At 66.9% G+C, this 25,222-nt stretch carries 21 protein-coding genes; 11 read left to right on the top strand and 10 right to left on the bottom strand.

The genetic code is table 11. The features are described 5' to 3' along the window. Nucleotides 1–91: 91 nt before the first annotated feature. Genes ACIQTX_RS15365 through ACIQTX_RS15355 form a run of 3 tightly spaced genes read left to right on the top strand, consistent with a single transcriptional unit; the run spans nucleotide 92 to nucleotide 3,162 of the window. Nucleotides 92–1,432: an ABC transporter substrate-binding protein gene (locus tag ACIQTX_RS15365; RefSeq protein WP_402973630.1), complete on the top strand. Its 1,341-nt coding sequence runs from the start codon at nucleotides 92–94 to the stop codon at nucleotides 1,430–1,432. Then, entirely contained in the window at nucleotides 1,425–2,351 is a 927-nt protein-coding gene (locus ACIQTX_RS15360; protein WP_402973627.1) for a carbohydrate ABC transporter permease, read from the top strand. The genes ACIQTX_RS15365 and ACIQTX_RS15360 overlap by 8 nt, the downstream gene beginning before the upstream one ends. Further along, nucleotides 2,344–3,162: a carbohydrate ABC transporter permease gene (locus ACIQTX_RS15355; RefSeq protein ID WP_402973624.1), complete on the top strand. Its 819-nt coding sequence runs from the start codon at nucleotides 2,344–2,346 to the stop codon at nucleotides 3,160–3,162. Before ACIQTX_RS15360 ends, ACIQTX_RS15355 begins: the two co-directional genes overlap by 8 nt. Nucleotides 3,163–3,219: 57 nt before the next feature. On the opposite strand, the gene ACIQTX_RS15350 is transcribed toward ACIQTX_RS15355, so the two are convergent. The 7 genes from ACIQTX_RS15350 to ACIQTX_RS15320 all read right to left on the bottom strand — a co-directional run bounded on the left by ACIQTX_RS15350 (nucleotide 3,220) and on the right by ACIQTX_RS15320 (nucleotide 11,081). Next, nucleotides 3,220–4,437, bottom strand: coding sequence for an MFS transporter (locus ACIQTX_RS15350; protein ID WP_402973621.1), 1,218 nt, complete (start codon nucleotides 4,435–4,437; stop codon nucleotides 3,220–3,222). 114 nt (nucleotides 4,438–4,551) lie between these two features. Further along, nucleotides 4,552–5,352 (bottom strand): HpcH/HpaI aldolase/citrate lyase family protein, encoded by an 801-nt coding sequence (locus tag ACIQTX_RS15345; RefSeq protein ID WP_402973618.1) that lies wholly within the window; start codon nucleotides 5,350–5,352, stop codon nucleotides 4,552–4,554. Continuing rightward, entirely contained in the window at nucleotides 5,337–6,122 is a 786-nt protein-coding gene (locus ACIQTX_RS15340; protein ID WP_402973615.1) for a 2-oxo-hepta-3-ene-1,7-dioate hydratase, read from the bottom strand. The genes ACIQTX_RS15345 and ACIQTX_RS15340 overlap by 16 nt, the downstream gene beginning before the upstream one ends. A 26-nt stretch (nucleotides 6,123–6,148) precedes the next feature. Further along, nucleotides 6,149–7,312: a 3,4-dihydroxyphenylacetate 2,3-dioxygenase gene (gene hpaD, locus ACIQTX_RS15335; protein WP_402973613.1), complete on the bottom strand. Its 1,164-nt coding sequence runs from the start codon at nucleotides 7,310–7,312 to the stop codon at nucleotides 6,149–6,151. Nucleotides 7,313–7,405: 93 nt separating this feature from the next. After that, nucleotides 7,406–8,905: a 5-carboxymethyl-2-hydroxymuconate semialdehyde dehydrogenase gene (gene hpaE, locus ACIQTX_RS15330; RefSeq protein WP_402973610.1), complete on the bottom strand. Its 1,500-nt coding sequence runs from the start codon at nucleotides 8,903–8,905 to the stop codon at nucleotides 7,406–7,408. Next, nucleotides 8,902–9,615 (bottom strand): GntR family transcriptional regulator, encoded by a 714-nt coding sequence (locus ACIQTX_RS15325; RefSeq protein ID WP_402973607.1) that lies wholly within the window; start codon nucleotides 9,613–9,615, stop codon nucleotides 8,902–8,904. The genes hpaE and ACIQTX_RS15325 overlap by 4 nt, the downstream gene beginning before the upstream one ends. Continuing rightward, nucleotides 9,612–11,081, bottom strand: a complete 1,470-nt coding sequence (locus ACIQTX_RS15320) for a fumarylacetoacetate hydrolase family protein (RefSeq protein ID WP_402973604.1) — start codon at nucleotides 11,079–11,081, stop codon at nucleotides 9,612–9,614. The genes ACIQTX_RS15325 and ACIQTX_RS15320 overlap by 4 nt, the downstream gene beginning before the upstream one ends. A gap of 153 nt (nucleotides 11,082–11,234) precedes the next feature. On the opposite strand from ACIQTX_RS15320, the gene ACIQTX_RS15315 reads away from it, so the two are divergent. Then, nucleotides 11,235–12,614 carry an MFS transporter gene (locus ACIQTX_RS15315; RefSeq protein WP_105527990.1) on the top strand — a complete coding sequence of 460 codons (1,380 nt, stop codon included), beginning with the start codon at nucleotides 11,235–11,237 and terminating at the stop codon, nucleotides 12,612–12,614. A gap of 110 nt (nucleotides 12,615–12,724) precedes the next feature. Here the strand turns inward: ACIQTX_RS15315 and ACIQTX_RS15310 are convergent, their stop codons facing one another. Next, entirely contained in the window at nucleotides 12,725–13,435 is a 711-nt protein-coding gene (locus tag ACIQTX_RS15310; protein WP_402973600.1) for an IclR family transcriptional regulator, read from the bottom strand. 161 nt (nucleotides 13,436–13,596) lie between these two features. Between ACIQTX_RS15310 and ACIQTX_RS15305 the strand changes: the two genes are divergently transcribed. The 6 genes from ACIQTX_RS15305 to ACIQTX_RS15280 all read left to right on the top strand — a co-directional run bounded on the left by ACIQTX_RS15305 (nucleotide 13,597) and on the right by ACIQTX_RS15280 (nucleotide 19,772). Beyond that, a complete protein-coding gene (locus ACIQTX_RS15305; protein WP_402973597.1) occupies nucleotides 13,597–15,468 on the top strand; it encodes an FAD-dependent monooxygenase in 1,872 nt (623 codons plus the stop codon). A gap of 176 nt (nucleotides 15,469–15,644) precedes the next feature. Continuing rightward, nucleotides 15,645–16,619: an ATP-binding cassette domain-containing protein gene (locus tag ACIQTX_RS15300; RefSeq protein WP_402973594.1), complete on the top strand. Its 975-nt coding sequence runs from the start codon at nucleotides 15,645–15,647 to the stop codon at nucleotides 16,617–16,619. Nucleotide 16,620: 1 nt separating this feature from the next. Beyond that, on the top strand, nucleotides 16,621–17,376 hold the full coding sequence (locus ACIQTX_RS15295; RefSeq protein ID WP_105527993.1) for an ABC transporter permease: 756 nt from the start codon (nucleotides 16,621–16,623) through the stop codon (nucleotides 17,374–17,376). Between the two features lie 44 nt (nucleotides 17,377–17,420). Then, complete coding sequence (locus ACIQTX_RS15290; RefSeq protein WP_402973591.1) at nucleotides 17,421–18,623, top strand: sensor histidine kinase; 1,203 nt, start codon at nucleotides 17,421–17,423, stop codon at nucleotides 18,621–18,623. Then, a complete protein-coding gene (locus ACIQTX_RS15285) occupies nucleotides 18,617–19,249 on the top strand; it encodes a response regulator (protein ID WP_402975555.1) in 633 nt (210 codons plus the stop codon). The genes ACIQTX_RS15290 and ACIQTX_RS15285 overlap by 7 nt, the downstream gene beginning before the upstream one ends. A 148-nt stretch (nucleotides 19,250–19,397) precedes the next feature. After that, nucleotides 19,398–19,772 carry a VOC family protein gene (locus tag ACIQTX_RS15280; RefSeq protein ID WP_402973588.1) on the top strand — a complete coding sequence of 125 codons (375 nt, stop codon included), beginning with the start codon at nucleotides 19,398–19,400 and terminating at the stop codon, nucleotides 19,770–19,772. On the opposite strand, the gene ACIQTX_RS15275 is transcribed toward ACIQTX_RS15280, so the two are convergent. Then, nucleotides 19,760–20,206 carry a VOC family protein gene (locus tag ACIQTX_RS15275; RefSeq protein ID WP_402973585.1) on the bottom strand — a complete coding sequence of 149 codons (447 nt, stop codon included), beginning with the start codon at nucleotides 20,204–20,206 and terminating at the stop codon, nucleotides 19,760–19,762. The genes ACIQTX_RS15280 and ACIQTX_RS15275 overlap by 13 nt on opposite strands. A 144-nt stretch (nucleotides 20,207–20,350) precedes the next feature. Beyond that, nucleotides 20,351–20,911 (bottom strand): hypothetical protein, encoded by a 561-nt coding sequence (locus ACIQTX_RS15270; RefSeq protein ID WP_402973582.1) that lies wholly within the window; start codon nucleotides 20,909–20,911, stop codon nucleotides 20,351–20,353. 742 nt (nucleotides 20,912–21,653) lie between these two features. Here ACIQTX_RS15270 and ACIQTX_RS15265 point away from each other — a divergent pair. After that, on the top strand, nucleotides 21,654–25,190 hold the full coding sequence (locus ACIQTX_RS15265; protein WP_402973579.1) for a hypothetical protein: 3,537 nt from the start codon (nucleotides 21,654–21,656) through the stop codon (nucleotides 25,188–25,190). The last annotated feature ends 32 nt before the right edge of the window (nucleotides 25,191–25,222 follow it).

The raw sequence follows: 25,222 nt of genomic DNA, 5'->3' as shown, positions 1-25,222 counted from the left end.
CGAACTGTTACGGCCGCGACGCTTCGGTCCTCCGCCGAGACCTAGCCTGAGCGCCGATCCGCTTCCCCGACCCGACGCCTGAGGAGCCCCCATGTCATCCCTTCCGAGCCGCAGTGGACGCCGCGTCCTACTCGGCACCGCCGCCCTCGCGGCCGCGACCATCGTCATAGCCGGCTGCGCGACGCAGACTCCCGATGCCGGCGGAGCGGGCGGCGACGGGGACTTCTCCGGGCAGAGCCTGAGCGCTCTGCTCATCACCTCGCACGAGGGCGCGGCCAATTGGCTCAAGGAGCACTTCGAAGAGGAGACCGGAGCCGAGGTGAACCTCACCATCGTCCCCTACGACGAGATCGGCTCCACGCTCGCGCTCGACCAGCAGTCGGGCGCCAACACCTTCGACGTCGCGGCTCCCTGGTACGTCTCGATCGGCGACCTCGCCGAGGGCGGCTCCATCCAGGACCTCACCGACTGGATCGCAGAGACCCCCTCGCTCGAGGAGGAAGACTTCATCCCCTCGATCAACGACCCGTACACGCTGGTGGGCGATCGCCGCTACGGTCTGCCCTTCGACGGCGACACCCACGTGCTCTTCTACAACAAGGAGATCCTCGAGCGGAACGGCATCACCGAGCCGCCCGCCACCTGGGATGAGTACCAGGCCGACATCGAGATCATCACCGAGAACGAAGGCGCGGACGGCGTGTACGGCTCGGCGATCTTCGGACAGAAGTCGCCGCTGATCCTCGGTGCCGCCTACGCGAACCGACTGGCCGGCTTCGGCGGAGAGTTCGTCGACGAGGACGGCAAGCCCACGATCAACTCTCCCGAAGCGGTGGCGGCCGCTCAGGCGCTGGTGGATGCAGTTCCCTACGCCTTCCCGACCGCGGCCGAGACCGACTTCGGCGTCGGCAACGGAGCCTGGTACGACGGCAAGGTCGGCTTCATCGAGAACTGGACCGACCTCGGCGTGGGCTCGGAGACGAACCCCGACTCCAAGGTCGCGGGCAAGTGGGGTGTGACGACGCTGCCCGTCGGCGGCGACAACACCGAGGCGCGGGCGTCGCTCGTGGCTGGCTTCACGTGGGTCATCGCCGCGAACACCGAGAAGACCGACCTGGCGAAGGCGTTCATCGAGTACGCCGCGTCCAGCGAGGTCAACTCCGAGCTGATCGTCGCCGACCCCCAGACCGGCATCGACCCGAACCGCGAGTCCTCGCTCGAGAGCGCGGCCTACGGGGAGACCTACCCGGACCTGCAGCGGGTCAACCGCACGACGCTCAGCGGATCGCTCGCCTGGCCGACGGGCGAGAACGCGTCGCAGGCGGCGCAGATCCTCACCGACGAGTTGGCGAAGCTCATCGCGGGTGAGGGCGGTACCGCCAAGGAGACCCTCGACCGCGTCCAGGCCGAGTGGGAAGAGATCCTTGGCTGACGCCTCCGCGATCCAGGTGCGTGCCGCCCGCGCGTCCGGCCGAGTGCCGAGACCGGCGGGCGGCTCCGCGCGGTCTGGCACCGCACGGCTGCTCACGGCTCCTACGATCCTGTCGATCGTGGTGCTCGGCGCGTATCCACTCCTGTTCATCGTCGCCGCAGCGTTCACGGACTCCACGCTCGGGAGGCCCTTCCAGGAGTGGGTTGGAACGGCGAACCTGGAGACCGTCCTCGCCGATGCCGACGTGGTCGCGTCGTTCGGGCGGACCGTCGCGTACGCGGTCGGGGTTGCCGTCGTGAGCGTCGTGCTGGGCATCGCCATCGCCGTCGCGTTGGAGCGCGCGACCAGGGCAGGTGCGGTCCTGCGGACGCTGCTCCTCCTCCCGCTGATCACGCCCCCGGTCGTGGTCGGCACGCTGTGGAAGCTCGTGTTCAACCCCGGTGGTGGACTGCTCGCGTCGGTGCTCCCCGGCGACTCGCCCGCGCCGCTGTCGACGACGGCATGGGCGCTTCCGGCGATCGGTCTCGCCGATGTCTGGCAGTGGACACCGCTGATCGTGATCCTCGTCTATGCCGCTCTGCTCACCCAAGACCCCTCGGTCCGAGAGGCGGCATCACTCGACGGCGCCCATGGCGCGGGGCTGTTCCGGCACATCACCTGGCCGGCGATCGCTGGCACGGTGATCGCCGCGCTCTTCATCCGTCTGGTCATCGCGTTGAAGGTCTTCGACTTGGTCTTCGTCATGACGTCGGGCGGACCCGGTCAGGCCTCGACCGTGACCACATACCTCATCCAGCAGGTCGCCCTCAAAGAGTTCGACATCGGCCGCGCGTCGGCGATCACTCTCGTGTTCGCGGTCATCGTCACGGTGGTGACGCTCGTGGTGGCTGTCTTCGCGCGAAGGGCCCGACATGACTGACCGGCGCACCCGTCCGCGGCCCGTCGCGAGCTCCGTGCTCTTCGTGGCGCTCGCGGTCACCCTCGTACCGATCGCGTACCTGTTCTCGGTGTCGCTGATGGGGCGAGACGAGACCGTCTCCGGGGTCCTGTGGAGCGCTGCTCCGCACTGGGAGAACTGGGGCGATGTGCTGGCCACCGACATCCCGCGTTCGATCCTGAACTCCCTGGCCGCCGCCGTCGGCGGGGCTGTCGTGTCGCTGGTCATCGCGGTCCCCGGCGCCTGGGCCATCGCCAGGTACAACGCCGGTGGGCGCACGCTCGCCGCGACGCTGATGAGCCCGTGGCTCCTCCCGCCGATCGTCGCCGTGGTGCCGATGCTCACGCTCCTGCGCGTGATCGGTCTCAACAACACGCTCGTCGGGCTCACGCTCGTGTACGCCCTCGTCAACGTGCCGGTGGCCGTCTGGCTGCTGGAGGGGTTCATCCGACGCCTGCCCGTGGAGATCGAGGAGGCGGCGCGCATCGACGGAGCGGGGACGCTGCGGATGCTCTGGTCGGTCGTCGTGCCGCTGCTGTTGCCGAGTCTCGTCGCGATCGGCATCATCGTCGCGATCCTCAACTACAACGAGTTCCTGCTCGCGACGTTCCTCACCCAGAGCGTGGACGCGCAGACCTTCCCGGTCGCCCTGTCGCTGTTCTACGGCGACCGCACGCCGCACTTCGGCAAGATCGCCGCCGCGTCGTTCATCGGCGTGATCCCGGTCTTCGCGGCCGCGGTGTTCTTCCAGCGCTGGCTGGTGGGCGGGCTGACGGCAGGCGCGGTGCGGTGATCGTGGTCTCGCCCGGAGCCGGACTCACTCAGGCGCGCCGAGGTGGGGTATCGGGATTCAGGGCGCCGTCGGCCTGCCCATGCTCCACACGCTCGGCACCAGCAGGGTGATCAGCGCGATCACCGCGTAGATGGCGCCGGAGGTCACGAGCACGGTCCCAGGATCCGCATGCGTGATCAGCCACCCGTAGATCAGGGTGCCGATCGGCATCACGACGAAGCTGCCGAGCATGTCGTAGCTGGACACCCTGGACAGCTTCTCGCCCGGGATGTTCTCCATCATCGCGAGGTTCCAGCCGGTGCTGAAGACCTCGGCGCCCGCACCAGCGATGAACGCGGCCATGGCGAGCAGGACGATGGCGGGATGGAGGCCGAGGATCGTCACCGGGATCGCGAACGCCGCCATGCCGATCATGCCGTAGCGCAGCGGTCGTCGCAGCGGGAACCACATCAGCAGCAGCGTCATCAGCAGCACGCCCGCGCCCTCGGCGCTGACGACCCACCCCCAGCCGGTGATGCCGAGCAGGTCGTTGTTCTTGGCGATGTAGGGACCCACGACGCCCCACGCGCCGACGTGGATGGCGTTCATGACCATGAAGGCCAGCACGATCGTCCAGAGCCACGGTCGACTCCAGAACTCCCGCCAGCCGATGCGGAGGTCGTGGAACATCGTGGTGCCGCCCGCGTGCGACGGGGGAGGGAGCTTCACGAGAGCCAGCACCGGGATCGCGATCACCCAGCCGACAGCCTGCACCACCATCGCCCACGCGGGGCCGGCCGTCGCCACCAGGATGCCCGCGATGATCGGACCGCCGATCGTCACAGCAGAGCGCACGAACGACAGCATCGCGTTCGCCTGCTGCAGATGCTCTGGCGTCGTCAGCTGCGGGATGATGCCCTGCATCGCGGGCAGCACGAACGCGGTCGAGGCCCCGTTCACGATCGAGAGCACCACGAGCAGCGGGATCGTGGCGTTGCCGGTGAACAGGAGCGCCGCGATCGTGCCGATCGAGAGGATGTCGACCACGTAGCAGGCCTGGATGATCAGCGCCCGCGGCAGGCGGTCGGCGATCACCCCGCCGAACAGCACGAAGATGATGTTGCTCACGGTGAAGGCGGCCAGCACGAAGGACAGCGACCGGGCGTCGTTGTCTATCTCCAGTACCGCGAACGCGAGGGCGATCGACGACATCGAACCCGCGATCATCGTGATCGCGCGGGCCAGGAAGAACCAGCGGAAGTTGCGGTCCTGCATCGCGGCGAGCCCGCGGCTCACCTCACGACCTCACTCCAGTGCATCCGGCCATCCTGCCACGGGCCATGGCCTTTCGAATCGCGCAAATGGTCGCTTCGGGGCCTGAAACAGGGCCAGTTGCGCGATTCGAAAGGCTCAGTAGCTGGCGCGGGAGGTTCCGTCGGCGGAGATGAACCGGGCGGCGAGGGCTTCGGATGCTCGGGCGAGCAGGGCGACATCCGCGCCGACCGCCACGAAGTCGGCACCCGCTGCGAGGTAGGCGTCGGCTGCGGTCGGGTCGAACGCATTCACACCGACAGCCTTGCCAGCGGCCTTGACTGCGGCGAAGACCTTCTCGACCGCGGCAGTGACGTCGGGATGGGTCTGCTGACCGAGCAGACCCATCGACGCTGACAGGTCGGAGGGGCCGACGAACACCGCGTCGATGCCGTCGACCGCTGCGATGTCAGCTGCGGCTTCGACGCCGGCGGCCGTCTCGATCTGCACCGTGAGGGAGATGTGCTGCGCGGACTCCTGCAGGTAGCGATCGACGCGGTTCCAGCGGGCGCTGCGCGCCAGAGCGCTGCCCACTCCGCGCACGCCCTCCGGCGGGTAGCGGGTGGCGGCGACGGCGGCACGGGCCTCGTCGGCCGACGACACCATCGGCACGATCAGGTTCTGCGCCCCGAGGTCGAGGATCTGCTTGATCGCGACGGTGTCATTCGACGGCACCCGCACGAGCGGAGCGATCGGGTACGCGGCGACCGCCTGAAGCTGCACGAGCACGGATTCGAGCGTGTTGGCTGAATGCTCCATGTCGATCAGGAGCCAATCCAGGCCCGACCCCGCGGCGACCTCGGCGAGCAGCGGGCTGCCGGTGCACGCCCACATGCCGACGAACGGACGATCGGATTCCGCGAGCTGCTCGCGGAACGAGGGGGCTAGACGAAGCGGCATGCAATTGTTCCCATCGGTCCGTAATCGCACAGCACTTCATCGCCGCGCGACACCCACATAGGGCGCGTGAACGATCCTGCCAGGATGATCTCCCCGGCCTCGAGACGCGCGCCGTGCTGGTGGAACTTGTTCGCGAGCCACGCGACCCCGGTGGCCGGATGACCGAGTACGCCGGCCGCGACACCGGTCTCCTCGATCTCGCCGTTGCGGGAGAGGACCCCCGGAACCCAGCGCAGATCGATCTCGTCCGGGCGCTTGTGCACCGAGCCGAGCACCATCGCCCCGTAGGCGGCGTTGTCGCTGATCGTGTCGACGATGGTGCGCCCCTCGAGCTCGATGTGCGAGTTCAGCACTTCGAGTGCCGGCACCGCGTAGTCGATCGCCGCGAGAGCATCCTCGAGGGTGCAGTCCGGGCCCTCCAGCGGGCTCTTCAACACGAACGCCAGTTCGACCTCGATGCGCACGTTCGAGAAGTGGTCGACGGGGATCGCGGCACCGGACTCGTAGACGGTGTCGTCGAACATCACGCCGTAGTCGGGCTCGGAGATGCCGGTCGCCTGCTGCATAGCCTTCGACGTCAGACCGATCTTGCGCCCGACGAGCCGGCGCCCTGCGGCGATCTGCGAGTCTCGCCAGACGCCCTGGATCGCGTACGAGTCCTCGACCGTCGCCTCCGGATATCGTGCCGTGATGCGCGGGATCACCGCATGCGTGCGGTCGGCCTCCGCGAGCTCCGCCGCGATCTGCGTGATCGTCTCTGCTGACAGCATCCGTTCCTCCTATGTCTCACTGCGACCTAGAGCTGGTGGCCGAGCTTGTACTCGCCCTGCTTGTACTCGGGCATGTCCTTGTCGTCGTCGGAACGCGTGTACGAGAAGCCGTCGGCGCCGATGGTCACCGCCATCTCGCTGGAATCGGTGCGGGCGACGACCGGCTGCGGGTTGCCGTCGAGGTCGAGCACCAGCGAGGCATCCGTGTACCAGGAGGGGACCACGGGGTTTCCCCACCAGTCACGGCGTTGGTTGTCGTGCACGTCCCACGTGATGACCGGGTTGTCGGGGTCGCCGGTGTAGTAGTCCTGCGTGTACACCTCGACGCGGTGTCCGTCGGGGTCGCGCAGGTAGAGGTAGAACGCGTTCGAGACGCCGTGACGGCCGGGACCGCGCTCGATCGAGTCGGAGCGGCGGAGGGCACCGAGCTTGTCGCAGATCGCGAGGATGTTGTGCTTCTCGTGCGTCGCGAAGCACACGTGGTGCATGCGGGGGCCGTCGCCGCCGGTCATGGCGGTGTCGTGCACGGTGGGCTTGCGGCGCATCCAGGCGGCATAGACCGTGCCCTCCTCGTCCTGGATGTCTTCCGTGACGCGGAAGCCGAGATCCTGCATGAAACCCACGGCGCGGGGTACATCGGGGGTGACCTGGTTGAAGTGGTCGAGGCGCACCAGCTCGCCGGGGATGTGCAGGTCGTAGCGCCACGACATCCGCTCGACGTGCTCGGTCGCGTAGAAGAACTCGTAGGGGAAGCCGAGCGGGTCGACCACGCGCACCGAGTCGCCGATGCCCTTGACGAAGCCGTTCTCGTTACGGCGCACATCGCAGCCCAGCTCGGTGTAGAACTCCACGGCGCGGTCGAGGTCTTCCGGGGTGCGGACCCGGTACGAGAAAGCGGCGACAGCGGCGACCGGCCCCTTGCGCAGCACGAGGTTGTGGTGGATGAACTCCTCGGTCGAACGCAGGTAGATCGCCTCGTCGTCTTCCGTGGTCACGTACAGGCCGAGGACATCGACATAGAACTGGCGGGAGGCCGCGAGGTCGGTGACCACGAGCTCCATGTACGCGCAGCGGAGGATGTCCGGGGGCGAGCTCTGCGGCGTCGCGACCGGGTTGTCCGAACGGATCGGGGCCTCCTGGGATACGTAGAAGCCCGAGGAGGTCAGGGTCATGTCTTCGCGGTGTGTCATGTCAGCGTCCTTGCGTGAGGGTTCCGGTCGCATTTGCTGTCGTTTCCGCGCCGGCAGAGCGACAGCAAATGCGACCGGAATGAGACAGCGGGGTCAGTTCTTGCCGAAGGTCGGGTTGTGGGAGTGGGCCGCGAGCGTGATGTGCACGCTCTGCTGGTCGGTGTAGAAGTCGATCGAACGGTAGCCGCCCTCATGACCGAGGCCCGAGGCCTTCACTCCGCCGAAGGGGGTACGGAGGTCTCGCACGTTGTTGCTGTTCAGCCACACCATGCCCGCCTCGACCGACTGCGCGAAGTTGTGCGCGCGCTTGAGGTCGTTCGTCCAGATGTAGGCGGCGAGGCCGTACTTGGTGTTGTTCGCGAGCGACAGGGCCTCTTCATCGGAGTCGAACGGCGTGATCGCGACGACCGGGCCGAAGATCTCCTCCTGGAAGATGCGGGCGTCGGGGGAGACGTCGGCGAACACGGTCGGTTCGACGAAGTTGCCCTCCTCGAAGCCGTCGGGGCGACCGCCGCCGGCGACCAGGCGACCCTCGGTCTTGCCGATCTCGACGTAGCTCATGACTTTGGCGTAGTGCTCGGGGTGCACGAGCGCTCCGACCTCGGTGGCGGGGTCGTGCGGGTAGCCGACCTTGACCCGCTTGGCCTGGGCGGCGTAGCGCTCGACGAACTCCTCGTAGATGGAGCGCTCGACGAGGATGCGGGAGCCGGCGGTGCAGCGCTCGCCGTTGAGGGAGAAGACGCCGAAGATCGTGGCGTCGACGGCTGCTTCGAGGTCGGCGTCGGCGAACACCACTGCCGGGGACTTGCCGCCGAGCTCCATGGACAGGCCCTTGAGGAACGGTGCGGCGTTGCCGAAGATCAGCTGTCCGGTCGAGCTCTCGCCCGTGAAGGAGATGAGCGGCACGTCGGGGTGCTTCACGAGAGCGTCGCCCGCATCCTCACCGAGGCCGTTGACGAGGTTGAAGACCCCCTTCGGGAGGCCTGCTTCCTCGAAGATGCCGGCCCAGAGCGAGGCTGACAGCGGCGTGAACTCGGCGGGCTTGAGCACGACCGTGTTGCCGGTCGCGAGTGCGGGACCGAGCTTCCACGACTCGAGCATGAAGGGCGTGTTCCAGGGCGTGATGAGGCCGGCGACGCCGATCGGCTTGCGGTTGACGTAGTTCATCTGGCGGCCGGGCACCTTGAAGGCGTCGTCGGACTGCGCCACGATCAGGTCGGCGAAGAAGCGGAAGTTCTCGGCGGCGCGGCGGGCCTGGCCCAGCGCCTGGGTGATCGGGAGACCGGAGTCGTACGACTCGAGCTCGGCCAGACGCGCGTCGCGGGACTCGACGATGTCGGCGATCTTGTGCAGCACGCGCGAGCGCTCGCGAGGGAGCATCCGCGGCCAGGGTCCCTCGTCGAACGCGCGCTTGGCGGCTGCGACGGCGAGCTCGATGTCGGCCTTCTTGCCGGCGGCGGCGGTCGTGTAGGTCTGGTTCGTCACCGGGTCGAGCACGTCGAAGGTGTCGCCGTCGACGGAATCGACGAAGGCGCCGTCGATGTAGTGCTGGATGTGGTCGGGGAGGTCGGCGGGGATGCGCGAATCGGTCATGAGTCTTCTCCGGTCGTCTGGGCGGAAGTCGTCTGTGCGGAAGTCGTCTGGGCGGAACGGGTGTGCAGCGCATCGAGGAACGCGTCCATCGTGCGCCAGCGGTGGTTGCGGGCGGCGAGTTCGATCTCGAGCGGGTCTGCGCCCGCGCGGATGAGTTCGAGGATCTCGGTGTGCTCTTCGACCGAGTGCTGGGCGCGTCCGGGGATCGAGGCGAACGTCGTGTCGCGGATTCCCGAGAGCCTCGACCAGCCGCGGTGCACGAGGTCGAGCAGATGAGGGTTGGGGCACGGCTCGAACAGCACCGAATGGAACTGGCGGTTGAGCTCGGTGAAGGCGTGGGCGTCGAGGTGGTCGAGCATCTGTGACATCCGCTCGTTGATGCGGGCGGCCTCATCGAGGGCGTCCGCATCGAGCAGGGGAGCGGAGAGCGCGGTGGCGCAGCCCTCGACGAGGCCGAGCGTCTGCATGGTGTGCGCGTATTCGCTCTCGTCGACGAGGGTCACCCGCGCTCCGACATTGCGCTCGAACGTCACGAGGCCTTCTGCTTCGAGGCGGCGGATCGCCTCACGCACCGGGACGACGCTCATCTTCAGGTCTTCCGCGATCGATCCCAGCACCAGCCGGTAGCCGGGACTGAACATGTGCCCGGTGATGCGCGAGCGGATCCACTCGTACGCGACCTCGGACTTGCTGGCCGCCGTCGTGGTCATCGAGCGCTCCGGTCGGCAGTCGCTTCCTCGTAGCGGGCGCGCCACTCGGCGTTCAGGGGGAACAAGCCGTCGACCGGGTGACCAGCGGCGACCTGTTCGGCGATCCAGGCGTCTTCGATCTCCTGTGCCACGGCACCAGCTGCCACCTCTTCCGCGAGGGCGGGAGGGATGACGATCACGCCGTCGCTGTCGCCGACGATGATGTCGCCCGGCTGCACGGTCGCGCCCCCGCAGGAGATCGTGACATCCACGTCCCACGGCACGTGCTTGCGGCCGAGCACCGAGGGGTGCGCGCCCTGCGAGAACACGGGAAGGCCGATCTCGGCGACCGCGTCGAAGTCGCGGACCCCGCCGTCTGTGACGACGCCGGCCGCGCCACGAACCTTCGCGCGCAGGGCGAGGATGTCGCCGAGGGTGCCGGTGGTGGCGTCGCCCCTGGCTTCGATGACGATGATCTCTCCGTCTTCCACCGCGTCGAATGCGCGCTTCTGCGCGTTGTACCCGCCGCCGTGGGTCTTGAAGAGGTCCTCGCGGAACGGCACGAAGCGCAGTGTCTTCGCGGTGCCGACGATCTTGCTGCCGGGGATGTTCACCGACACTCCGTCGATGAAGCAGGAGTGGTGTCCGCGCTTGCGGAGCTGGGCCGAGAGCCCGGCCGTCGGAGCTTCGAGGAGCTTGGCGCGCAGTTCGGGGGAGAGAGCAGGACCCTTCTCGACGGGTGGCAGGCCCGCTTCCTCGCGGGAGCCCCAGGCTTCGGTGCGCTGCAGGTCGTCGACGGCCGGCAGCGAACCGAGGTCGCCGTCGAAGGGGGCTTCGCCCTGGGTCACGGTGGTGACGAGACGACCTGAGGTCGGGGCGCCGGGAGCATCAGGAGCATCGACCTCGACCTCGACGACATCGCCGGGGACGATGACCGATGAGCCTGCGGGGGTGCCGGTGAGGATCACGTCGCCGGGTTCGAGCGTGAAGTGCTGGGAGAGGTCGGCCACGAGCTGCGCGAGCGGGAAGATGAGCCCGGCGGTGGTGTCATCCTGTCGCAGCTCTCCGTTGACCCAGGTGCGCACGCGAAGGGCTGCGGGGTCGACGGTGCGGGCATCGATCAGCTCGGGGCCGAGCGGCGTGTAGCCGTCGCCACCCTTCGAGCGGACGTTCGAGCCCTTGTCGTTCGCGCGCAGGTCGTACAGGCCGAGATCGTTCGAGGCGGTGACCCCACCCACGTGTGCCCATGCCTCGTCGAGCGAGACGCGACGCGCGGCGGTGTCGATCACGAGGGCGATCTCACCCTCGAAGGCGAGAAGCTCGGTGCCGGCTGGGCGTTCCACGGTACCGCCGGAGACGCCGACGGAGCTGGCCGGCTTGAAGAAGTAGGACGGGCTGGCGGGGCGTCTGCCGCGCTGGTCGGCACGGGAGGCATAGCTCAGGTGGATCGCGATGATCTTGCCGGGGCGGTTGATGGGGGCCGTCACGGGGCGCCTCCTTGCGCTCGTCTGCGATGTCGTTCCGGACGCCTTGTGCGTCGTATTCGAAATCATATATCATCGGTTCACCCCTCGGCAAGCACTTCGGATCCGCTCCGCTGCACGCCGTGACAATGCGGTCACAACCAAAGGAGACACCCCATGAGCGGGCAGTCACAGGATGGGTTCACACCCACCGGAACCATCGCGACGACGGCCGATCGGCGCCGTGTCGTGTTCGCCACCGTCGTCGGCACCACCGTCGAGTGGTACGACTTCTTCATCTACGCGACGGCCGTCGGGCTCGTGTTCGGACAGTTGTTCTTCGAGCCGCTCGGGGCCAACAGCGCCCTGATCGCCTTCGCCACCGTCGGGGTGAGCTTCCTCTTCCGGCCACTGGGCGCATTCCTCGCCGGCCACTACGGCGACAAGCTCGGACGCAAGACCGTGCTGATGTGGACGCTGATCCTGATGGGTGCGGCCACAGCGCTCATCGGCCTCCTGCCCACGTACGAGACGATCGGCATCACGGCGCCGATCCTGCTGGTGCTCCTGCGCATCATCCAGGGCATCTCGGCCGGCGGCGAGTGGGGCGGGGCGGTGCTGATGGCCGTCGAGCACGCCCCGCGTAAGAAGCGCGGCATCTTCGGCGCCTCGCCGCAGATCGGCGTGCCGCTCGGGCTCCTGCTCGCCTCCGGAGTGATGGCGCTGATGACGGTGATCGCTCCCGGCGATCAGTTCGCGGCCTGGGGCTGGCGAGTGCCGTTCCTGCTCAGCGTCGTGCTGATCCTCGTCGGGTACTACGTGCGCCGCAAGGTCGAGGAGAGCCCCGTCTTCACCGAGCTCGCCGCGCGCAAGGAGAAGGCGCGGATGCCGATCGCGCAGCTGTTCCGCAAGCACCTGCTGCTCGTGATCATCGCCGCGTTCGTGTTCGCCGGCAACAACGCGGTCGGCTACATGACCACCGGTGGCTACATCCAGGGCTACGCCACGAACCCCGAGGGCCCGATCGGTCTCGAGCGCGGTCCGGTACTCTGGGCCGTCGCCGGCTCTGCGGTCACCTGGTTGCTCACGACGCTGCTCGCCGGCTGGCTGTCCGACCGCATCGGCCGCCGCACGACGTACATCATCGGCTGGGCTCTGCAGCTGGTCGGTGTGTTCACGCTGTTCCCGCTGGTCAACACCGGCGAGATCGGCCTGCTGTTCGCCGGGCTCGCGATCCTCACGATCGGCCTCGGCTTCACGTATGGGCCGCAGGCCGCGCTGTACGCCGAGCTGTTCCCCGCGAGCATCCGCTTCTCCGGCGTCTCGATCTCGTACGCGATCGGTGCCATCGCCGGTGGGGCCTTCGCTCCGACCATCGCCACCGCCATCGTCAGCGCGACAGGGTCGACGCAGGCCGTCACCTGGTACCTCGCGGGTATGACCGTGCTCGGCCTCATCGCGACGCTGCTGCTGCGCGACCGCTCCGGCATCCCGCTGGGGCCCGACCACGAGGAGGAGCAGTCCGTCAGCCCGATCTACGGACTCGCCAAGGCCTGATCACCCCCGCGTCGTGACCTGCTCCCGTCGCGCTTCCTGTCTGCCGCATCCCTGCGGTGCGACAGAAAGTGCGACGGGAGCTTTCGTGCGGTGTCCGGGATGCGGAGCCGTCAGCCGTCGAGGGACTCGCGGATGACGGCTGCGGAGCGCTGGAGTCTTGCCGCGATGTCGGCGTCGTCGAGGTCGGTCGCCACGTGCACCACGGCGATCGCTGCCGGCCGCTGCCCGCGGAGGGCGAGCGGAACCGCCACGGACTGCACCGTGGGGATGACTTCGTCGTGGCTCGTCGCGTAACCACGGTTCCGCGTCGCATCGACGTCGGCCGGGAGCGAGGCGGGGGCATCGCCGGGCCAGTCGGCCTCGGACAGCTGGGCCAGGATCGCCTTGCCGGGGGCGCCGACGGTGACCGGATGCCGGGCTCCTGGGCGCTGGGCGACGCTCGCGATCGCGTGACGTGGTTCGACGCTCGCCAGAGTGATGCACTCGGTGCCGTCGAGCACGGCGAGAAAGCAGGTCATGCCGAGTTCGTTGGCGATCGCGGTGAGCTCGGGCAGGGCCTCGGCCTGCAGGTCATGGGCGACCCCGGCGGCGAGTGCCGCCATCCGAGCGCCGAGGTTCACGGCTCCTGAAGCATCGCGCGTCACGAGCCCGTGGTCTTCGAGCGTGCGGAGCAGGCGGTAGGCGATCGAGCGGTGCACGCCGAGGCGAGAGGCGATCTCGTCGATCGTGAGGGGTCCGCGCGCATCGGCAAGTACCTCGAGGATGCGGATGCCGCGACTGAGGGTCTGCGAAGCGGGTGAGGGGGTCGTGCTGTCGGGCATGCGGGCGCTCCCTTGCGATCGAAGACGGCGCGGCTTAGGCTGTGTTCAATAGTAGAACTCCGTGTTCGAATATAGAACACTCGGGCTTCGGATGCAAGCCCCGATGATCAACACCCGCCACCGCAACACCCGACGAAGAAGTCCGGAAGGAATCGACGACGATGCAGTTCCACCACCACGGCTACGTCTCCGCTGACCCGCGCGTGCAGGACGCCGCCGGCATCGGGGCGGCGCGGTCAGCCGACCTCCCCGACGAGATCGACGTGCTCATCGTCGGCTCGGGGCCTGCGGGAATGCTGCTCGCCGCCCAGATGTCGCAGTACCCCGGCATCTCCACCCGCATCATCGAGAAGCGCGATGGACGTCTTCCGCTCGGGCAGGCCGACGGCATCCAGCCGCGCAGCGTCGAGACGTTCCAGGCGTTCGGGTTCGCCGAGCGGATCATCGCCGAGGCCTACAACATCGGCTGGATGAACTTCTGGGGCCCGAACCCCGACAAGCGCGACGAGATCGTCCGCACCTCCCGAACCTCCGACTACGCGTACGACATCTGCGAGTTCCCGCATCTGATCGTGAACCAGGCGCGCGTGCTGGACTACTTCGCCGAAGCCGCGGCGAACGGACCGGGGCGCATCGTCCCCGACTACGGGGTCGAGTTCGCAGGCCTCACGGTGCACGACGAGGGGGAGTACCCCGTCGAGGTACGGCTCCGCTACGTCGCAGGGGAGCGCGCAGGCGAGGAGCGCACGATCCACGCCAAGTTCGTCGCCGGCTGTGACGGCGCGCGCAGCGGTGTGCGCCAGGCCATCGGACGCACGCACGTCGGTGCCTCAGCCGCACACGCCTGGGGCGTCATGGACGTGCTCGTCAACACCGACTTCCCGGACTGGCGCACCAAGTGCGCCATCAACTCCGAGGCGGGGAACATCCTGCACATCCCACGCGAGGGCGGGTACCTCTCGCGGATGTACATCGACCTCGGCGAAGTCGCCGACGACGACGATCACCGCGTGCGGCAGACACCCATCGAGGAGATCATCCGCCGCGCCAACGAGATCCTGCACCCGTACACACTCGACGTGCGCGAGGTCGCCTGGCACAGCGTGTACGAGGTCGGCCACCGCGTCACCGACGGCTTCGACGACGTGATCGACGGCTCCGGGCGCACGCCACGCGTGTTCCTCACCGGCGATGCCTGCCACACGCACAGCGCCAAGGCCGGCCAGGGCATGAACGTGTCCATGCAGGACGGCTTCAACCTCGGCTGGAAGCTCGGCTCGGTGCTCACCGGCCGTGCTCCCGAAGCCTTGCTTGCCACGTACGGCGCCGAGCGGCGCCCCGTCGCCCAGCAGCTCATCGACTTCGACCGCGAGTGGTCGACCCTGATGGCCCGCAAGCCGGAGGAGATCTCCGACCCCAACGAGCTGGCGACCTACTACCTCGCCACGGCCGAGTTCCCGTCCGGGTTCATGACGCAGTACACCTCGTCGATGATCACGGGGACCGACGCGCACCAGGCGCTCGCCGCGGGGTACCCGCTGGGGAAGCGGTTCAAGTCGGCGGAGGTCATGCGGGTAGGAGACGGCAACGTCGTGCACCTCGGACACCACGCGAAGGCCGATGGACGTTGGCGGGTCTACGCCTTCGGCGACCGCACCGGTGAGGCGCTCGCCGCGTGGGCTGCGAAGGCCGAACCGCTGTTCGCGCGCTTCACTCCGGCAGACGCCGACGTCGACGCGGTGTTCGATGTGAAGGCCGTGTACCAGCAGCCGTTCGAAGAGGTCGAGGTCACCTCCGCGCCCGCGTTGTTCCAGCCGAAGACCGGCCCGCTCGGACTCACCGACTGGGAGAAGGTCTATGCGGCAGGCCCGAGCAAGTGGACCGAGACCGACATCTTCGCGGCGCGCGAGCTCTCGCGTGACGGTGTGGTGATCGTGGTGCGCCCCGACCAGTACGTGGCGGCGATCCTGCCGCTCGACGAGACAGCCGAGCTGGCCGAGTTCCTCGAGGGGGCGTTGCTGCCGGCGCGCTGAGGCTCGGCTCGGCTCGGGAGGACTTCTCCCCGTCGGGCGGAGCTTCGGGGCAGAATCTTCCTCCCGAGGTGGAGTTCTCCTCCTGAGGCGGTGACTTCGTCGGCATGACACGTGTCATGCCGAGGAGATGACATCGCCCTCCGGTCTCGCCGTCGCCGGGCGGCGAGGCTGGAAACATGAACAGCTCCTCCGTTGACGGGTCGGCGACGCGGGTCACCGCGCGACCGGCATCAGGTGCCTCGACCGACGATCCGGTGGTGCTCGAGCTGAGCGGCGTCACGCGTCACTACGGCGCGGGCGAGCGCCGCGTGCAGGCGGTCGACGGGGTGGACCTGTCGATCCGGCGTGGCGAGGTCGTCGCGCTGCTGGGGCCGAACGGCGCCGGCAAGACGACCACGCTCGACATGCTGCTCGGACTCACAGAACCCAGCAGCGGCACGGTGCGGGTGCTCGGTGTCACGCCGGAGCAGGCCACCTCGAGCGGGGCGATCGGTGCGGTGCTGCAGACCGGTGGGTTGCTCGGTGATCTGACCGTGGGAGAGACCGTGCGCCTCATCGCCTCCCTGTATGGCGCACAAGCGCTCGGCAGGGTGGGCGAAGTCATGGCCCGCGCGGACCTGGACCACCTCGCCCGTCGGCGTGTGTCGAAGTGCTCCGGAGGTGAACAGCAGCGCGTGAAGTTCGCGCTCGCGATGGTCTCCGACCCCGACATCCTGGTGCTCGACGAACCGACAGCCGGCATGGATGTCACGGCACGGCGCCACTTCTGGGATGTCATGCGGGCGGATGCGGATGCCGGACGCACGATCATCTTCGCCACCCACTACCTGGAGGAGGCGGAGCAGTTCGCCCGGCGGACCGTCGTGATGCATCGTGGAACGGTCGTCGCGGATGCCCCCACCGCGTTGCTGCGCGCAAGCCTCGGCGAGCGGACCGTCTCGGCGACGGTCGACGAGGACTCTGCCGCGCTCGTGACGAGGTTGAGCGCGACCGATGGCGTCATCGCGGTGCGGGTCGACGGAGATCGCCTGAGCCTGCGCGCCACTGATTCCGATGCCGCCGCCCGCATCCTCCTCGACAACGGCGCTCACGACCTCGAGATCGCCGCACCCACCCTCGAAACCGCCTTCACGGCCCTGACGGAGAACTGACATGCTCGTCTCACCCACCATGCTGCGCATCGAAGGCGTCCGCCAGCTGCGCAACCCGTACACGCTCGCGTTCACCCTGGCGATGCCGGTCGCGATGTATCTGCTGTTCGGTGCAGGTATGGGCTACGGCTCCCTCTCCGCCGGCCACGGCAACGTCTCGTTCTACGTCATGACGTCGATGGCCGCGTACGGCACGGCCGTCGCCATGAGTTCGCTGACCTCGCTCGCCGCGACCGAGGCGAAACAGGGGTGGGGTCGCCAGCTCGCCATGACGCCGTTGACGACGGTCGGATACGCGCTGACCAAGCTGCTCACCGCCGTCGCCTTCGCGGCGCTGGCGCTGGTGGCGGTGTTCACGGCCGGGATGATGACCGGGGCGCAGGCCGAAGACGCCTGGCGGTGGGTCGCGACGGCGGGCATCATCCTCGGGATCGGATTGATGTACGGGCTCTTCGGTCTCGGCGTGGGGCTGTTCTTCAGCTCCGACTCGGCTGCCGCTCTCGCCTCGATCTCGATGACGTTCTTCGCGTTCTTCGGCAACGTGTTCATGCCGCTCGACGGCGTGATGCTCGACATCGCCCGGTTCACCCCGCTCTACGGCTTCGTCGCGCTGAGCCGGTGGCCGCTGACCGACGGGGTGCTGACCACCGGGCAGAGCGATCCGCTGTGGGCGCTGTTCCTCAACGTCGTCGTCTGGCTCGCGCTCTTCGCGCTGCTGGTCATGATGGGGATGAAGCGCTCCAGGGCGCGCCAGTAGTGGCATCCGGTAGCAGTGGCGGGCGACGACAGTAGGTTGGACGAATGACGCAGCACTCGATCCCCGAGGATCCGGGGACGAAGGGGCCCGCCGGCGAAGCCGCGCAGTTCGCAGCCGCGGGTGCGGCCCCGGCGGCGTGGGCGGCCCCCGGTGCACGCCGCGCTACAGGGAAGGATCCCTGGGCCCGCTTCGGGTGGCTGATGGCCGTGATCTGGCTGGTCTTCCTCATCTATCCGGTGATCGCGCTGCTGCGCTCCGCGGCACCGCTCGAGTGGGTGGTCGTCGGCTGGGTCGCTCTGGTCGCCTTCGTCGTGCTCTACGTCACCGGCTTCATGCACGGCATGCGCGGAGGGGGCGGACTGGGACGGCCGCCGTCGACGCGGCAGTGGCTCACGTTCGTCGCACTCATCGCGTGCGCACTCATCTCCATCCCGGCCGAGGGCGGATCAGCACTCAGCTTTCTGCCGTTCGTCATGTCGTTCGCCTCGTACGGCCTCACTCGTGTGTGGCACTGGATCACGACGATCGCTGCAGTCACGGTCACGGCGCTGTGCGTGTTCCTGCTCCCCGGCGGGCTCAGCTACCTCTCGGTATTGGCGATCGTGGCGCTGCTCGGTGTGGTCAACACCGTGTCGACGTGGCTCATCCTCCGCTCCGGTGAGGCGGAGCGGCTGGGGCTCGAACTGGCCACGAGCGAGGGGCGCGAAGCCGTCGCCCGCGACGTGCACGATTTGATCGGCCACTCCTTGACGGTCGTCGGCCTCAAGGCGCAGCTGGCCCGTAGGCTCATGGACACCGACCCGGAGCGGGCGAAGGCCGAACTCGCCGACATCGAGCAGCTCACAGCCGAGGCGATCGCCGGGGTCCGATCGACGGTGGCGGGGGCGCGGGTGACGACGCTCGTCGAACAGCTCGCGTCGTCGAGGGATTCGCTCCGCGCGGCCGACATCGAGTTGCAGGTCGAGGGGGAGCCCAGCGCCCTGTCGCCGGTGCAGGCGATCACTGCGAGCTGGATCCTGCGTGAGACGACGACCAACACCCTCCGGCATTCGCAGGCCCGCACTGTGCGGGTGCTCCTGGCCCCGGGCCGCCTGGTGATCGAAGACGACGGAGTGGGTGCAGGCGTGGCTGACGGCAACGGGATCCGGGGTATGCGCGAGCGGGCGGCGGGTGCGGGCGCGGCATTCGTGCTCGGAGCGACGGACGACGCAAGTGGCCGCGGCACGCGTGTGGAGGTGACCTGGTGAGCGGTTCGAATGCAGGCGCCGCGATCCGCCTGCTGATCGCCGACGACCAGGCGCTCGTGCGCGGCGCACTCGGTGCGTTGCTCGAGCTGGAGCCCGACCTCGCAGTGATCGGGATGGCCTCGGATGGTGCCGAGGCCGTGCGGCTCGCGGAGGAGCTTCGTCCGGACGTGTGCCTCATGGACATCCAGATGCCGGGGATGGACGGCGTGGAGGCGACGCGCAGGATCCGTGAGGTGAGCGAGGGGACAGGGGTGCTCGTCGTGACGACCTTCGCTCGTCCGGGATATCTGCGCTCAGCACTGGATGCCGGCGCCAGCGGCTTCATCGTCAAGGACACCCCTGCCGAACAGTTGGCCGAGGCCGTGCGCCAGGTTCATGCCGGGCTGCGGGTGCTGGATCCGGCGCTCGCCGCGGACAGCCTGTTCGACGGTGCGAACCCTCTGAGCGATCGGGAGCGGCAGGTGCTGCGCCTCGCAGCCGATGGGCGTTCAGCGGCAGCGATCGCCGCCGAGGTGTTCCTGTCGGCAGGGACCGTGCGCAACCACCTCTCGGCAGCCATCGGCAAGACGGGCGCGGCGAACCGTACGCAGGCGGTGCGGATCGCTCTCGACAAGGGCTGGATCTGACGACGGGGCGGCTCACAGCGCCCGATCACCGGGTTTCGAAGGGTTCTCAGGTTTAGGACATTCTTCGGATCCGGCCCTGGCGGGAGGTCGGTGGCCGCGCGTACGGTGGACGCCGACGGGCGACGACGCCCGACAGGAGGAGTGCGTGATGGACTGGAAGATCGAACTCATCTTCGTGCCGGTCACTGATGTGGACCGCTCGAAGGCGTTCTACGAGAAGATCGGCTTCAACGCCGACTGGGATCAGACGCCTGTCGATGGTCTGCGTTTCGTGCAGATGACGCCTCCGGGCTCGGCCTGCTCGATCGCATTCGGCACCGGGTTGGGCATCGACCTCGAGCCGGGGAAGCAGAACACGATCCAGGTCGTGGTGCCGGATGCCGACGAGGCGCTCGCGCACCTGGAAGGTCTCGGAGTGGAGGCTCGTGGCGTTCAAGACTTGGCTTGGGGGCGCTTCGTATCGTTCGACGATCCCGATGGGAACTCGTGGACGCTGCAGGAGCTTCCTGACTACGGGGCGTAGCGCTCGGTCACCGAGTTCGGTTCGGGCTCGGTCACCGGCTCGGGCTCCGGGTCGGCGACGATCTCGATCTTGAATCCTGCGGCGTTCTCCAGCCACCCGGCGTAGTGCTGCTCGCCTCCGGCATGCGGGTAGCGATCTGCGTAGAGCGGGCTCCAGCCGTGGGAGGACGCTTCAGACATGATCGTGTCGACGGTGGCGCGCTCGCCGCCGTGGAAGGCGAGATGGTTGAGTCCGGGGCGACGGCGATCGTGCGTGGCATCCGACAGGTTCGGTGAGGTCGTGAAGGTGAGATACGTGCCGCCCGCCGTCCACGACGCCCCGCCGGACCACTCGCTGTCGAGCGTGTAACCCAGGCGGCTGAGCACCCAGCTCCACTCCGCTCGCACCGCATCGAGGTCGGCGATCCAGAGTTCGACGTGATGGAGGCCTGGCATCTTCCGAGTCTGTCAGGTGCAGGGTGCGAGGTGCGGGCGATCGAGCACGGCTCACCTCCGTCGCGCTACCGCACGCGGCTTCAAGCACCAGCCGCCCGAACACAATCCCTGTCCCAATGTCCCGTACTTAGTCGAGCCGTCTTGTCATCCGGTGAGTTCGGTGGCCGTCAACGTTGAGGGCAGGGTGTCGCCGCTGTCCGCATCCACCTGAACGTAGCTGACTTCGCCACCTCGGGCGTTGCTGGAGTTTTCCGTGGAATAGATCCCTGCAGAAACGTCGGTGATGTAAAACTGAGAAGCGGCGTCCCCTTCCATTTTCGTAGAAGTGATGAAGAGTAGGTAGCGCCCTCCGACTTCTAGGAGGGGTGCTGACACTTCCTCTTCTTCGCTGGATCCGAGCTGCCGAATGACAAGGCGTTCCGTTGGGGCGACAGTCGCGGGTCCCAGTTGGTTTGCGGCCAGGCCTTTGGGCTGGAGGGGCGTAATGATGGTGACCGTGGAAAGCGTGTAGGGCGTGTCCTCCTGCACGATTTCCTGGCTTTCGACGATCACATCGACGACGGCTTCGCTGTCTGCCGCTAGCTCGGTGACACCCGTGTACAGCGTGTGGCGTGATCCGTGAATCGATGAGGTCGAGTTCGCGCATGCCGCCAACGCGAGGGACGCCGAGAACAGCACTACCAGGGACGCCGGAAGGCGTGTCATGTTTCGCATCTTCGCTCCTCTTTCAGTAGTAGACGTTCATGCCATTGATGTCATCAGTCTGAGGCCACCAGACCTGATAATTGTGGAACGTGCACGACGGGCAGGTGTACATGAAGCGTCGACACAAGGTCAAGTCCTGGTCGGCGAGACTGGTGTCGTGATCACGCTCTACGCGGATCAGATGAAGTGGATCGATCTCGCGCGTAGAAGCTGGACATTCTCAAGGCGCTCGGTTCGTCGAACATCTGCAGGCGTTTAGGCGCTGCGTTGACGCTGGTTTGATGAGATTCCCACTGAGTGGTGCGCACCACTAGGAAACCGGCACACAGCGAAACGCAACGCGTCGCGCTCTGCTCGCCGCGACAATGATGGATTGCCCCAGTCTCTGCGCATCGCACCCCCTCAAGTGATTGTGCCCTTGGAGACGCGCCGTGGTGGAGATACTCGAATTGCCTCTAAGCGTCCCGGACAGCCGGCTGCTTGGAGAAGGCGCAGCTCACGCGTGCGCGTCGCCTACTCTGCGCGATGTCGCGCCGTGGCCGTCCCACGGAGTCGCGCTCCCGCCGGAGTTTCGCGCGAATGTTCAGCACGACCTAGGGACATCGCTCGAGGAAGCACTCCTCGCGGCGACTGTTTCCGACGGGATACCGGATGCGATGAATGACTGAGGTCGAGCCGTACCGCTCTCTACCGAGATAGCCGTGTCGGCGCCGTCGGCTACGGTGCTTGGGAGGAGGAAAATATGTCGGAAGCTGTTTCCGTGGCCGCGAAGGTGGCGGTCCCGGTCGCTTTGAGTGGCTTTCGGCGCTTGCGGATCAGTTTTGAAGTTCCGTGGCGCGTGCGCAGGTTCTGCCGGGCAAGCGATCTTCCCGTTCCCAAGTACTGGGCGCTACGGAGATTCCTGGCGAAATCGCGAGTTCTCGAGGTGTACAAGAGCGGACAGTTATCTCGACACCGTGAGCTGGATGTCGCCTTGCGGATAGCACCGCTTGCGCCAAACTGGACCCTTAATGAAGCACAGGCTGCACAACTCTCGTTCGCCGCGCTGACTGCGTTCACGAGCATCGTCGCTCCCGGGGAAGCTATGCAAGCCGAAGTTCGCTCTCTAGGGGTACGAGTTACGGACCTCTACGACGAACGAGATCTTCGCGCCGGTGCCGCGGAGTTCGACAGGGCACTGCACGCCATGTCCAGAGTGCGCGCTGACGAAGCTCGTGCCCTCGTAGCGAACTGGCCGGCGGTGGAACGATTCTCGAGAGAGTTCGACGCCGCGACTGACCGAAAGCAGCTGCTGCGTGACTGGACGGTGAAACCTCCGAGCTGGATGCAGGAGACACCCGCCTCGGGGCTGGTGTGGATGGCTGGTCTCGCCGAAGAGAGGGGGATGTCGAAGGAGGCGGTCATTCTCATCGGCAAAGCCCTGGACGAAGGAGCTTCTCCCGCAGCTTTCTGGCAGTTGCGCCGAGACTTGCTGACCGTCCCGGAGGACGCTGCGATGCAACGAGACGCGCTCCGAGCACACCTCGACGGTCACGTCATCGCACGCGCCATCACGACATTTCTCGACGGTGGGCCCGAGGCTGCAATGACGCTGTTGGAGGAATTTGATCCTGGCCCACAGGAACGTCGGCACACCGAGTTTGTCCGTTGCCAGATACTTAGTGCTTCAGGCCGGATCGAGGATGCGCTGCAGGTCGCTCACACTGAGCTTGTCGATGGAGCAACTGCGTCAGCACAGTTCGTCGCAGACCGCTTGCTAGCTCTCGGATCGGAGCGCACTTCCGCTAGTCACTTCTCGCTTTTGCGCCGTGGCTTAGGGCTGGCATTGAAGGTTCGTGACGAAGGGCGCGAGTGGGGCGGTCGAGGGGCATCGGCCGCGCTTACCGCTATTGAAGCGTGTGAACTTCTGGGAGACGTCGAGCGTGGACTCCGTCTCGCCAGTAGCGCGCCCGATGGTGAGGCGACCGAAAGCGAAGCGAAGGACCCGAAGATCGAGGCGAAGCGTGTGACGCTTGCCGCCCGCGTCTTAAGTGTCGAACAGGGCAGACTTGTCGCTGAGGCTTCTCGCGCCTCATGCGCCCGTTCTGAGGCCGAAGCTCTCCTCGCTGAGCGTAGTGGCGACCGAGCGAAGGCAAAAACGCATTGGCAGCGGGCGAGCGAGTTGGCGGAGGACCCAGAGGACATCTTCCGAATCGCATTCCATCTCGCCTCTCACGGGACCATTGCCACCAACATCCTTGAAGTGGAGAACGCGCGGCCTGAGCTCATAGAGGAGATCAAGCTTCTGGCGCAACTGAGCACTGGCGAACCAGGCGCAATGGAAGCACTTCGCGGCTCGGCCAGCAACAGCCGGCAACTGGTCTTCGGGCTCCTTGAGCACTTGCAGTCGGTCGGCGACCTAACGGTGGCCGCGAAGATCGCCGCCGATGCAGGCGAACGGTGGGCGGACCCAGACCTATGGTTCGCCGCAACCGAGCTATTTCACACAGCCGACGAGCACGAGAGAGCCGTGGAGGCTGCGCGCGGCGCGCAGAGATCATCACGAACAGATTGGCCACGCCACCGTCAATTGCGACAGTATCTCCTGTCCTCTCTATCTCAGGTTGGTCGCTGGTCTGAAGCGGCGGAAGAAGCAGCGGACATAGTCGCTGAAGCGCCGAGCGACGTCGGCGGACGATGGGCGCTCGTGATATGTCAGGTCCATCTCGGACGCGAAGACGAGGCGTGGAGTGCGTTCGCCGAGATCGGTGAACGGCTCACGCCGCGTGATGCTCACGAGATGACTGTGCGCATTCACCTGTGGAAAACGATTGAGAAGTCACACGAATCGTTGCCAGATATTCTTGACCTGGCTGAACGATGGAGCGATGACCGGTCCGTAAAACTCGCACTCGCGGGTGCTCTGCTCTTCTTCAACGGTGACGTCCCGGAACCGCTCAGCGACCGAGTGGGCGAGACGGTGCGGACCATCATGGCCGAGTACCCTGACGTGTTCATCCCACAACAATTCGATGAAGAAGACCCGCTCGCGTCCGTGCAACGGCTCGTTGACCAACTCCCGGACATGTCCGGTCTTGACCAGAGAAACGCAGGCGGCGAAGCGCCTTTCGGATTAGCCGCTGCGCTGTACCATCGTCGGCTTCTTCACACACTCGCTTCACGTTCAACTCCGTTGTTCGCCAACGACGATGACCGGTTTGAGGACGAAGTGTCGGCCGCGCGTGTGAGTAGGAGGCTGGACGGCTCAATCGACTCGACCGCCGTAGTGACCTTGGCTTACCTCGACGAAGCCCTAGCCACAAGAGCCATCGGATATCTCGGACGCGTAGTCGCCCCGTTGGGTCAACGCGTTGACGCCAACGCTTCTCTCGACGAACTCTCGTCTCTGTCGACCATGACAGTCGGGCGAGCACCAAACGGCGGCCCCTCCATCCACCGAATAACCGATGAGGAAGCCGTCGATCGGAGAGACCGAGCTGCGCGCTGCGTCGCAATCTACCGGTCACTGCACGTGGTTGAGCGCGCCGGGGCGTCCTCAATCCCCGATCTCGGAGAGTTGCTGAACGACTTCGTCTGGGCAGAATCACTCGACCTCGCAGTAGCAGCGCCTGACACCGTTTTGTGGTGCGACGACTTTCGCGTTCGACAATTCGCTACGGCCCTAGGAGTGACGTCGTTCAGTACGAGCGCGCTTCTCGAAGCGATGCGGCGCGACGGCGTACTCGCGGAGGAGCTCGCCGCTCACGCGCAGGCCGTCTTGGTCACGCGGGGCCTGGTCGGGGGGCGTTTCGATGCTGCACTCGCTTTCGACGCCGCAGAGTTGGATGGATGGCGTGCGTCTGGTGTGGCCGCGTTCGTCGCGTACGGTCCGCGCGAAGACGACGCCAAACCGCTCATCGATTTCGTAGCAACTGCGATGAAGAACAACCTAGAGTCGCCCGACGTCGTGAGGGATTGGGCGCACAGCATGAGCTTTTGGTTGGTGCGCATCGGAGGTGAGGAGAACGCCGAAGCGAATCTGGTGATGTTCCTCCGTGCGCTGCTACAACGGCCTTGGCTCACCGGGGCGGTGTTTCCATTCGTAATGGACGGGGTCAGAGGCGTCACGGAAGAGCGTGGGCTTGCTGACCCGCTGGAAGCTGCGCTCCGCGCGCACTTCACGACACTCACACTTCTGCTCGAGCCCCCGATGGCGTCCGCGGTCGTTCGCGGACTCGTGCAGTACGGCACCGCGGAGGACCGCAGCGCCGCAACGCGTGCGATCCTCGTTGGGGGCTAGTTTCATGCGGGTGATGGTCGCGTTGTCTCAGG

Source organism: Microbacterium sp. NPDC090281 (assembly GCF_044769635.1).
Lineage (GTDB): Bacteria > Actinomycetota > Actinomycetes > Actinomycetales > Microbacteriaceae > Microbacterium.
This window is presented reverse-complemented; position numbering and strand designations above follow the sequence as displayed.